The 10,815-nt window shown below is 45.4% G+C and carries 9 protein-coding genes; 7 read left to right on the forward strand and 2 right to left on the reverse strand.

The features are described from left to right. On the reverse strand, positions 1-287 hold a 287-nt coding region (locus FWJ59_RS05270), incomplete at its 3' end, for an aldo/keto reductase (protein ID WP_414480931.1). Between the two features lie 683 nt (positions 288-970). Here FWJ59_RS05270 and FWJ59_RS05275 point away from each other — a divergent pair. The 5 genes from FWJ59_RS05275 to FWJ59_RS05295 all read left to right on the forward strand — a co-directional run bounded on the left by FWJ59_RS05275 (position 971) and on the right by FWJ59_RS05295 (position 8,735). Further along, the gene (locus tag FWJ59_RS05275) at positions 971-2,173 is read left to right on the forward strand and encodes an ROK family protein (protein WP_414480932.1); all 1,203 of its coding nucleotides are present in this window, start codon (positions 971-973) and stop codon (positions 2,171-2,173) included. Positions 2,174-2,295: 122 nt separating this feature from the next. Then, on the forward strand, positions 2,296-3,372 hold the full coding sequence (gene uxuA, locus FWJ59_RS05280; RefSeq protein ID WP_414480939.1) for a mannonate dehydratase: 1,077 nt from the start codon (positions 2,296-2,298) through the stop codon (positions 3,370-3,372). Between the two features lie 24 nt (positions 3,373-3,396). After that, positions 3,397-5,457, forward strand: coding sequence for an alpha-glucuronidase family glycosyl hydrolase (locus FWJ59_RS05285; RefSeq protein ID WP_414480933.1), 2,061 nt, complete (start codon positions 3,397-3,399; stop codon positions 5,455-5,457). Positions 5,458-5,918: 461 nt separating this feature from the next. Beyond that, complete coding sequence (locus FWJ59_RS05290; RefSeq protein WP_414480934.1) at positions 5,919-8,384, forward strand: heavy metal translocating P-type ATPase; 2,466 nt, start codon at positions 5,919-5,921, stop codon at positions 8,382-8,384. Between the two features lie 141 nt (positions 8,385-8,525). Beyond that, positions 8,526-8,735 carry a heavy-metal-associated domain-containing protein gene (locus FWJ59_RS05295; RefSeq protein WP_414480935.1) on the forward strand — a complete coding sequence of 70 codons (210 nt, stop codon included), beginning with the start codon at positions 8,526-8,528 and terminating at the stop codon, positions 8,733-8,735. Positions 8,736-8,849: 114 nt separating this feature from the next. Here the strand turns inward: FWJ59_RS05295 and FWJ59_RS05300 are convergent, their stop codons facing one another. Next, entirely contained in the window at positions 8,850-9,389 is a 540-nt protein-coding gene (locus FWJ59_RS05300; RefSeq protein WP_414480936.1) for a biotin transporter BioY, read from the reverse strand. Positions 9,390-9,535: 146 nt separating this feature from the next. Between FWJ59_RS05300 and FWJ59_RS05305 the strand changes: the two genes are divergently transcribed. Together FWJ59_RS05305 and FWJ59_RS05310 are read left to right on the forward strand one after the other, a co-directional pair. After that, positions 9,536-9,802: a metal-sensing transcriptional repressor gene (locus FWJ59_RS05305; RefSeq protein ID WP_414480937.1), complete on the forward strand. Its 267-nt coding sequence runs from the start codon at positions 9,536-9,538 to the stop codon at positions 9,800-9,802. Between the two features lie 206 nt (positions 9,803-10,008). After that, positions 10,009-10,539, forward strand: coding sequence for a macro domain-containing protein (locus FWJ59_RS05310; RefSeq protein ID WP_414480938.1), 531 nt, complete (start codon positions 10,009-10,011; stop codon positions 10,537-10,539). Positions 10,540-10,815 lie beyond the last annotated feature (276 nt).

Below are 10,815 nucleotides of genomic sequence, written 5' to 3' on the forward strand. Positions count from 1 at the left end.
ACCTTCCATATGGGGAGCTTGGTGGCTACCTTTACCTTTTCGCGGTATCCATCCTTTAGGGCTTTACCTACCAATATTTCGCTATTACCACCATGATACGGGTAAGCGGTATCTATGTAATTAACTCCGTGGTCAATTGCATACCGGATCATCTTGATGGCTTCCTCTTCGTCTATGAGCGACTGATCGGTTGAACCGTCTGGCTGTACTTTAAGGGGCAAACGCATGCAACCAATACCGAAGGTTGAGATCTTAAACCCTAGATTTCCGAATTCTCTGTAATACAACTTAATCCCTCCTAGCGTTGTTCATGGCCTTTAAATTATATCAAATATATTGTTAAAATTGAAGTCATTATTTACTTATTGCTGTTTTTAAGGGATTTAACATATGCAGCAAAATCTACATCCGGGTACACCGACGTAGGTTACAATCCAGTCCATCACTTTGTGCTGAACTGAATGGTAAAATGTAGGGATGGTGCGTCCTCAGATGTTGCTCATCCTTGGATTAACCGTATTTTTTGATAATCCTGTTCGTAATTGAAGTACACTATTACCTTGCCTTTGGTGCAGGCCTGCAAGAAATCGTTGACGGCGTTTATCAATGTTTTGATCGATCTCCCCAATGTCGATTTCTAACTTTGGCCTCCATTTTATGGGCACACCACCACCTTCTTTACTTCTTATTTTTATTACAACATATCTTTTAAACGAATTTTGTAGTTATAAAACATGATTTTATGATATTTACATGCTTGTTTACATGTAGTACCATAATTTGTATATACAAGGTGGAACAAAGGGTATGTGGATTGTGATTGTCGAAAGTTTTTGAATTTTGATGAAAAAGACTTGCCTTTATGTTATAATATATTATAATTTAATGCATGGTTTAATCATATTAAAAATAATGAAGAAATTTGGAATAAATATTGAAAATCAAAGAAAAAAAGAAATGGGGGCAGGATATGGTTCCAGCGGATCAACTGCTTGTTAAGCAGATAAATAAGTCAATAGTACTCAATACCATAAGAAAAAAGGAAGGCATCTCAAGAGCTGGTATTGCCGAATTTACCGGTTTAAATAAGTCCACCGTTTCTTTTTTGGTAGATGAGCTCATAAAGGAAGGGCTTGTGAGGGAAATAGGGCCTGGTGAGTCAAAAGGTGGCCGGAAACCCATTATGTTGACGATAAATGAGAAGGGTGGCTGTGTCATAGGTGTTGACTTGGGTGTAAACTATATTTTGACGGTTTTAACTGATCTGGTAGGGAATGTATTGTGGGAGAAGAGAATAGATATAAAGCTGGGAGAAGATAAAGAAAAGGTGATTGACCTTTTGATGCAATCCATTGGAGAAGCGGTTGGAAATGCGCCTGCTACGGTAAATGGTATTATGGGTATAGGAATAGGTGTGCCAGGGATTGTGGATTACAGGAAAGGGCTTGTATTGATGGCTCCCAACCTCAAATGGAAGGATGTACCCCTCAAAGAGATAGTAGAGGAAAGATTTAAAATAAAGGTACATATCGATAACGAGGCTAATGTGGGTGCAGTAGGGGAAAAGTGGTTTGGAATTGGAGTTGAATGCAGCAATTTTATTTACGTCAGCGCAGGAATAGGAATAGGTACTGGTATAATCATTAACGGAACGCTTTACAGAGGTGCATCTGGATTAGCTGGCGAAATAGGGCATGTAACGATAAATATATATGATCAGCTGTGCGGTTGCGGTAATATCGGCTGCTGGGAAAACTATGCCTCTGAAAGAGCGCTGTTGGATTACATGGAAGCTCAGCTGAAACAAGGGAAGGAGGATGCCTATATAAACAATGAAACTATAGGCGATTTAAACGCTTTGCGCATCATAGATTTTGCGCGTAGGGGGAGCTCTATTGCCATAGAGGGATTGAAGGAAATAGGCAGGAATCTCGGTATAGGGATAATAAATTTGATAAATACCTTTAATCCCGAGATGGTTATCATCGGAAATACGCTGTCTCTTGCAGAGGATATTATTCTACCCGAGATTTTGAATGAGGTAAGCAAAAAATGCTTTGTATATAAATATCACAAGGTAAAAATAAGAACTTCAACGTTGAACTTTCATGCGGGGGCCATGGGGGCCGCATCTCTTGTTATATCAAAGTTGTTTGCGCACCCCGAATTCTGACTTTGCAAGGCGAGTGGGGCATTTTAAAAGTTTGTCCAGGCGACTAATTATTTTACAATAATTCATAATTAATATTAATAATAATATCTGCCATTGAATAAATGATAGAAAGGATGAAGGGTATGAAGGTAGTATTCAGGTGGTTTGGAGAAAACGACGATAGCGTAACCCTTGAACAGATAAGGCAAATACCCGGTGTGACTGGAGTGGTTTCTGCGCTGTTTGACATTCCGGTTGGAGAAGTGTGGCCTCTGGAAAGGATACTGGCGCTCAAAAAGAAGGTGGAGGACTACGGCTTAAAATTAGAGGTTATAGAGAGCGTTAACGTGCATGAGGACATAAAGCTGGGCTTACCCACCAGAGATCGATACATAGAAAATTACAAGGAGACCATAAAGAATTTGGGGCAAGCCGGCATCAAGGTGTTGTGCTATAATTTCATGCCAGTATTTGACTGGATACGCACCGATTTGGCCATGAAGTTACCCGATGGGTCGGAAGTAATGTCTTATGACGATGACGTAATCAGGAATTTAGACCCCATTGAGCTGATTAACGAGATGGAATCTGGGTCAAGGGGGTATTCGCTGCCTGGATGGGAGCCTTATCGGTTAAAAGAAATAAGGAGGCTGTTTGAGCTATATAAGGATGTCGATGAAGAAAAACTGTTTGAAAACCTCAAGTACTTCCTCGAAAATGTGATTCCGGTCTGTGAAAGGTACGATGTAAAGCTAGCCATTCATCCCGACGATCCACCATGGTCAATATTCAAGCTTCCGCGGATAGTTACTGATAAAGAAAATTTGGATAGAATAATCAACCTTGTGGATAGCCCTTATAATGGCATTACCCTATGCAGCGGTTCGCTGGGAGCAAATTGCAATAATAACATTCCCGAGATGGTGAGATATTTCGGTAGCAAAGGAAGGATACATTTCGCCCATATAAGAAATATAAAGATCGAAAGACCAGGAGTGTTTTATGAGACGTCCCACCTGTCTTGTGACGGTTCATTTGATATGTTTGAAATCGTGAAGGCCTATTATGATGTAGGTTTTGAGGGGTATATGCGCCCCGACCACGGGCGAATGATATGGGGCGAAAAGGCCAGGCCGGGATATGGCCTGTATGATAGGGCCCTGGGGATAATGTATTTGCTGGGGCTGTGGGAAGCCATTGACAAGATGAGCAGAAAATGAAAGCTGGAAATGGGGTGATGAGCGGTGGATTTTGGCCAAAGCAGGGTTTATGAATGCTGGTTAAATTATGCGCATTTGCCTGATAATTTTGATGGGGAGTATAGAAGCTTTTGTAGTCATATTGTAGCCAAAAGCAAGCATCCCATTATAAACTCGGCTATTGAGGAGCTTAAGTTGGCATTTGCCAGATTTACCGGACAATCCCCACAGGTAATGGACTCTTATCCTGATTTCGATTGTGTATTCGTTGGTACTTGGAATGATGTAGATGACGAAGCCTTGAAGGTAGGCCACGAAAAATTGCCTGAAGATGGGTTTATTGTGCAAAAGCTTGAGCGCAATGGCAAAAACGTGCTGGCTGTAATAGGACAAAACGAAAAGGGAGCCCTATACGGGGTATTTCATCTTTTAAGGTCGATGTGCTGTGGCACACCTCTTGCAGGGGTGCAGGGCATCGATGGGCCGCGCAACCCCTTGAGGGTTATAAACCACTGGGACAATATGAGCGGCGATATAGAAAGGGGATATGCCGGCAAATCCATATTTTTTAAGGACAACAGGATTGTCAGCGATTTGAGCAGGGTTAAGGATTATGCGCGGTTTCTGGCGTCTGTAGGAGTAAACGGCGTTGCCATCAACAACGTCAATGTGCATCGGGTTGAGACGCGCCTTATAACCGATGAATTCCTGCCCGATGTGGCAAGGATAGCCGATGTATTCAGGCAGTACGGGATAAGGCTGTATCTGAGCATAAATTTTGCCGCTCCAGTGGAGATAGGTGGCCTGCCTACTGCTGATCCCCTGGATGAATCGGTCCGAAAGTGGTGGAAGGATGTAGTTGACAACATATACAGTTATATCCCTGATTTTGGCGGATTTGTGGTCAAAGCCGATTCTGAATTCAGGCCGGGGCCCTTCACTTACGGTAGAAACCATGCCGAGGGAGCCAACATGCTGGCAGAGGCTTTGAGGCCCCATGGCGGCGTGGTTTTTTGGCGGGCTTTCGTGTACAACTGCCAGGTTGACTGGAGAGATCGCAGCGTAGATAGAGCCAAAGCGGCATATGAAAACTTCAAACCGCTGGATGGAAAGTTTTTGGATAACGTGATTGTGCAGATTAAGTACGGTCCAATGGATTTCCAGATAAGGGAACCGGTCTCTCCCTTGTTTGGCGCCATGGAGAAGACCAACGTCGCTGTGGAATTCCAAATTACACAAGAATATACGGGACAGCAAAAGGACCTGTGCTATCTGGTCACCATGTGGAAAGAAGTATTGGATTTCGATACTTATGCCAAAGGGCAGGGTTCCACGGTGAGCAAGGTGGTCAGCGGCTATCTTTTTGGAAGGAAATATGGCGGTGCAGTGGGCGTTTCCAACATTGGGGACAGCAAGAGCTGGACGGGGCATCCGCTCGCACAGGCCAACCTTTATGGCTTTGGCCGCCTGGCATGGAACCCCGAGCTATCTGCTCAGGAGATAGCCGAAGAATGGGTAAGGTTGACTTTTGGCCACGACAAACAAGTTGTAGACACAATAGTGTCCATGCTGATGACTTCCAGGGATATATATGAGAAATATACGGCACCGCTGGGGATAGGATGGATGGTAAACCCCGGCCATCACTATGGCCCTAATGTAGATGGATACGAGTATTCGCATTGGGGTACGTATCATTATGCTGATTGGCAAGGGATCGGCGTTGACAGGACGGTAGCTACAGGTACCGGCTATACCGCCCAGTACAGGGAACCGGTGGCCAGCATGTATGAGAACATAGAGACCTGCCCTGATGAACTGCTGCTGTTTTTCCACCATGTACCTTATACCCATAAATTGAAATCCGGTAAAACGGTGATCCAGCACATATACGATACCCATTTTGAGGGAGCGGAGGAAGCCGAGGGCTTGAAGAAAAAGTGGTTAACCCTCAAAGGCAAGGTGGATGAGGAGATATTCCAGCTGGTACTGGAGAGGCTGGATATGCAGATCAAAAACGCCATCGAGTGGCGGGATGTGATAAACACCTATTTTTACAGAAAAACCGGTATCGATGATGCCCACGGCAGGAAAATTTATAGATGATGGCGAGGGCTGCTCCAATGGTTGTTGGAGCAGCCTTTTTGTAAATAAAGATTCAGGAAAACATAAGGATGAAATAGCTTTTATTGATGAAATAACAAGCGGATTTTGTGTCTTAACCGGTAACCAATTATGTCGGAATAATTTTCAATATAACATTGTTCCAGAATAACAATAATTGTTGAGTTGGCATATTGACAAATAAAAAAGCCGAGAGTTATAATTGTACTGCAGCCCCACCCGAGGTGGGGTAGGGTAGTATAAGTGGAGAGGTTATGTTAGAGATCATGAAGCAGCTGTAATAGAGTAATAATTATATTACCAATCGCGGAACTATCATACATGCTATGAATAGCTATTGAATGGTAGTAATCGTGTTGCTAATTATATAGCTGCCACCATGATAGTTCGATCGGAATTCCAGTTTAGCCATAATAGGAAAATATAAAGGAAGGGAAGGGAATATGACAAAGAAAACTTTGGGCATTACTGGAATGACGTGCACGGCATGCGCTAGGGCCGTAGAGAGAAGCGTCAGCAAAGTAGATGGCGTAAAGTCGGCCAGCGTGAATTTTGCCACCGAAAAGCTGACGGTGGAGTTTGATGAAGGCAAAGTGGATTTGAGCAGGATAAAAGAGGCGGTTGAAAAGGCCGGATATGGAGTACAGGAGGATGAGGAGCCAAGCACCAGAGAGGTTATTATTCCTATAGCGGGAATGACATGTGCCGCCTGTGCAAAAGCGGTTGAAAGGGCTATAAAGAGGCTACCTGGCGTTGACGAGGTAAGCGTCAATCTGGCCACCGAAAAGGCTAGGGTGGTATACAATCCTGCCAAGGTGAGGATGTCGGAGATAAAGCATGCCATAGTTAAGGCAGGATATAAACCGCTGGATATTGAAGAGGAGGAGCAACGGGTCGACAAAGAGAGGCTGCGCCGCCAAAGGGAAATTAGGGATTTGAGGACCAGGTTGGTAGTATCCATAATATTTACGGTGCCGCTTCTGTACATCGCAATGGGGCATATGCTGGGGCTGCCGTTGCCCGAGGTTATCATGCCCGATATGCATCCCTTGAATTTTGCAATGGTTCAGCTACTGCTCACCCTCCCTATTGTGGTTGCGGGCTATAGATTTTATACGGTGGGTTTTAGTAACCTGATAAGGCGCCACCCAAATATGGATTCGTTAATAGCGGTGGGTACCAGCGCGGCGTTTGTGTACGGCGTTTATGCCATATTTAGGATAGCCGCCGGGTATACCGAATATGCCGAGAACTTGTATTTTGAAACCGCCGGCGTCATAATTGCGCTGATTTTGCTTGGTAAATACCTGGAGTCCATTGCGAAGGGCAAGACCTCTGAGGCCATAAGAAGGCTTATGGACCTTTCGCCCAGGACAGCGATGGTCATACATGAGGGCAAGGAATTGACCATCCCGGTCGAAGAAGTCGAGGTAGGGGATATATTGATTGTGAGGCCGGGGGATAGGATTCCGGTTGACGGGGAAGTTATAGAAGGAAGGACCTCGGTGGATGAATCCATGCTGACCGGCGAGAGCATTCCGGTGGAGAAGGTTCCTGGCAGCAAAGTGGTAGGGGGCAGTATAAACAAGAACGGTACCATAAAGATGAAGGCCACAAAAGTAGGCAAGGATACCGTTTTAGCCCAGATTATAAAGCTGGTGGAGGAAGCACAGGGTTCCAAGGCGCCCATAGCCAAGCTGGCCGATGTCATATCCGGATACTTTGTGCCGGTGGTCATCGCCATTGCCGTTGTCGCGGCCGTGGCCTGGGCACTGTCTGGAGAATCGGCGATTTTCTCGCTCACAATATTCATATCGGTATTGGTCATAGCCTGTCCCTGTGCTCTGGGCCTTGCAACTCCCACCGCCATCATGGTGGGTACTGGCAAAGGCGCCGAATACGGTATACTGATAAAGGGTGGAGAAGCCCTTGAAACGGCGCACAGGATAGATACGGTTGTGTTGGATAAGACTGGCACCATCACCGAAGGCAAGCCCCAGGTGACGGATATCGTAACCAACGGTTTGATCAGCGAGGATGAGCTGCTGCGCCTGTCGGCTTCTGCCGAAGTAGCGTCCGAGCATCCACTGGGTGAGGCCATTGTAAGAAGCGCCAGGGAGAGGAACATGGAGCTTGCTTGGGTAGAAAGCTTTGAAGCCATCCCGGGTCAGGGCATCGAGGTAGTCACCCAGGGCAAGCAGGTCCTTTTGGGCAACAGGAAGCTTATGGAGGATAGAAATGTCGAGATTACGCTTCAGCAGGAGTACGACAGATTGGCCGCAGAGGGCAAGACGCCCATGTTTATCGCCGTGGATGGTAAGCTTGCCGGCATCATAGCGGTATCCGATGTCATAAAGCCTACAAGCAGGAAAGCGGTAGAACAGCTTCACAAAATGGGCATAAAGGTGGTAATGATAACCGGGGATAACGCTCGAACCGCTCAGGCCATAGCCAAGCAGGTGGGTATAGACATGGTGCTGGCCGAGGTGCTGCCTCAGGATAAGGCCAACGAGGTCAAAAGGCTTCAGGAACAGGGCAGGAAGGTTGCGATGGTGGGTGACGGCATCAATGACGCTCCGGCTTTGGTGCAAGCGGATGTGGGGATCGCCATAGGGTCGGGTACCGATGTGGCCATGGAATCGGCCGATATAGTTCTCATGAAAAGCGATTTGATGGATGTCCCGGCTGCTATACAGCTCAGCAAGGCAACTATCAGAAATATAAAGCAAAACCTGTTCTGGGCGTTTGCGTACAACACTGCCGGCATTCCAATAGCGGCCGGATTCTTGCACCTGTTTGGTGGACCTTTGCTGAACCCCATGATAGCGGCATCGGCCATGGCATTAAGCTCGGTATCGGTTGTGACAAACGCCTTGAGGCTTAAGAGGTTTAAACCCAGACTGGATTGATACGCATGATTTTCGGTAAGCCACCCAACGTATTGCTTGCTTTGAGGATTATGCTGGATTTGTAGATCATCAAATCGCAGAGCAAAAAGATTACAAATGATCAAAGATTGGTATAGAAAATTTTAGAAAGGGGGTGTTTTTGTGAAGAAGAAAATATATATCGAAGGGATGTCCTGCCAGCACTGCGTAAATCACGTTACAGAAGCGCTCAAAGAAATACCTGGCGTGAAAACGGTTGACGTGGATTTAAAGGGGAAATATGCCATTGTTGAAGCAGACCGCCAAATCGATGACGGTGAAATAAAGAATGCTATAGAAGAAGCAGGATACGAGGTTGTGAAGATAGAATAGTTTTGTGTGTACACAGGTTTATTTATTATCGATTTATTTTTGTTGGCAATCGGTTTATTGTAACCCGTAAGCCTGGAGGGTCTCCCGAGCTTACGGGTTAAAGATTCAGTTAAGCTAACCATTGATATTAACGCCTGCCCTGGGTAGTGCCCTGTCTATGTATTTTGACAAAACGATGGCTATGACGCCTTTTAGTATATCCAAGGGAATGAAGGGCAAGGTGCCGACCGCCAAGGCCTCAGCTATGGATAATTTGGTTGTAAAAGCCAACTGCACCGTTCCGGTGAAATATATTATGACTAGAGAAACCAGCAGCCCTAAAATCTTACCTTTTAAATCGAATTTGGCGAGTTCTACAACGTATCCGCCAACTAATCCGCTTATAACGAACCCTGCAATGTATCCGCCCGTTGGCCCCAGTATGATGCCTATGCCCCCCTGAGCTTGAGCAAACACCGGCAGTCCTATAGCTCCCAGAAGTAAATATGTAAGCATTCCCCAAAATGCCTTTTTGCCCAACAAAAATATGCCTAAAAAAACTCCGAAGACCTGGAGAGTAAAGGGAACACCGCCGGGAAGGGGTATGGCAATCTGGGCCAAGACGGCTGTGATGGTTGCCAGCAAGGCAGCTTGTACTACGGTTCTGATTGTCAACTTATAACACCTCCATGGTTTACAATTTATTTATAAAATACTCTAGATGATAAGAAAAGTCAATAGAAAGTTAATGAGCAAGATGTCATAAATGGTATAAAATATGATAAAATGTATTTGGATTGACTGATACGGGAGTGAGCGTTATGGATGACAATACGAGAACGCTGGTGCTCAATCTTTTGAAGACCTCAAGAGGTCAGATCGATGGCATAATCAAAATGGTGGAGGAGGACCGGTACTGCGTCGAAATATCCAAGCAGATACTGGCAGTACAGGCTTTGCTCAAAAAGGCAAATTTGAAAATAATAGATCAGCACATAAAGCACTGCGTTAGGCAAGCATTCACCGAGGGTCACGGTGAGGAAAAGGTGAATGAGATAATGGAGCTCATCGACAAGTATGCCAAGTAGCGTGTTTGATGGCTTTATTTATCATGCTATCGTGCTCTCTTTGAATGTTACTTGGATATATATCTCTTCCCATGAGGGGCGAAGGAATTTGCTACTGCGCTTTACTGGATTTTAATGGGATTATAGTGATGGCGGCGAAAACGCAATAACACTGGTTGTTTTGTACGCAAAATATTGACAATACTTTTTGTTGGAGGGATACGTCTATGGAAAAGGTCATACACGGCGTGAAGATCGAGTGCGTTCAGGGGGATATAACCAAACAGGAAGGTTTTGATGCAATAGTGAATGCGGCCAATGCTCAGCTCATGCCTGGAGGAGGCGTGGCCGGTGCTATTCACCGCGCAGCAGGGCCCGGCCTTGCGGAGGAGTGCAAGCCTTTGGCACCCATAAAGCCCGGACAGGCGGTTATAACCGGTGGGCACAACCTGCCCAACCGCTATGTTATCCACTGCTTGGGGCCGGTATATGGCGTTGACCAGCCTTCTGATAAGCTGCTGGCTGACTGTTACAGAAACGCGCTGAAGTTGGCCGAGCAGCACGGCATAACCTCCATAGCTTTTCCTGCCATTTCAACCGGCATATTCGGATATCCCATGGAGGAAGCCGCCAGGGTAGCGTTTGAAGCGATATTTGAGCTGATTCCTTCGCTTAAATCGGTCAAGGTAATCAGGTTTGTCCTGTGGGATAGGGAGGCACTGGAGATTCATGAGAGGGTGTTGGGGGATATGTTTTGATTACGTCAGGTTCTTCAATTCTCATTTTGAGCAATTCGCCTTTGTTCTTACTGGAGAAAGTTCAATTTGAAAAACGCTTAAGATCCGTTTTCTTAAATGTCCGCTCGGGTGTAATTAATGTATCGCCAAATTTAATGAAATACCATGGACTAATTTGCGGAATACATCCCCAATTTCCATGTCTTCCATCATGACAGGTTTCATCTCTTTAGATAAAAATACTACTTTTATGCGTTCAAATCCTTCCGGAGGATTGATCCTATCCTCTATTGTTCT

Origin of the sequence: Caldicoprobacter sp. (genome assembly GCF_047459465.1) — a bacterium.
Classification (GTDB): Bacteria; Bacillota; Clostridia; order Caldicoprobacterales; family Caldicoprobacteraceae; genus Caldicoprobacter.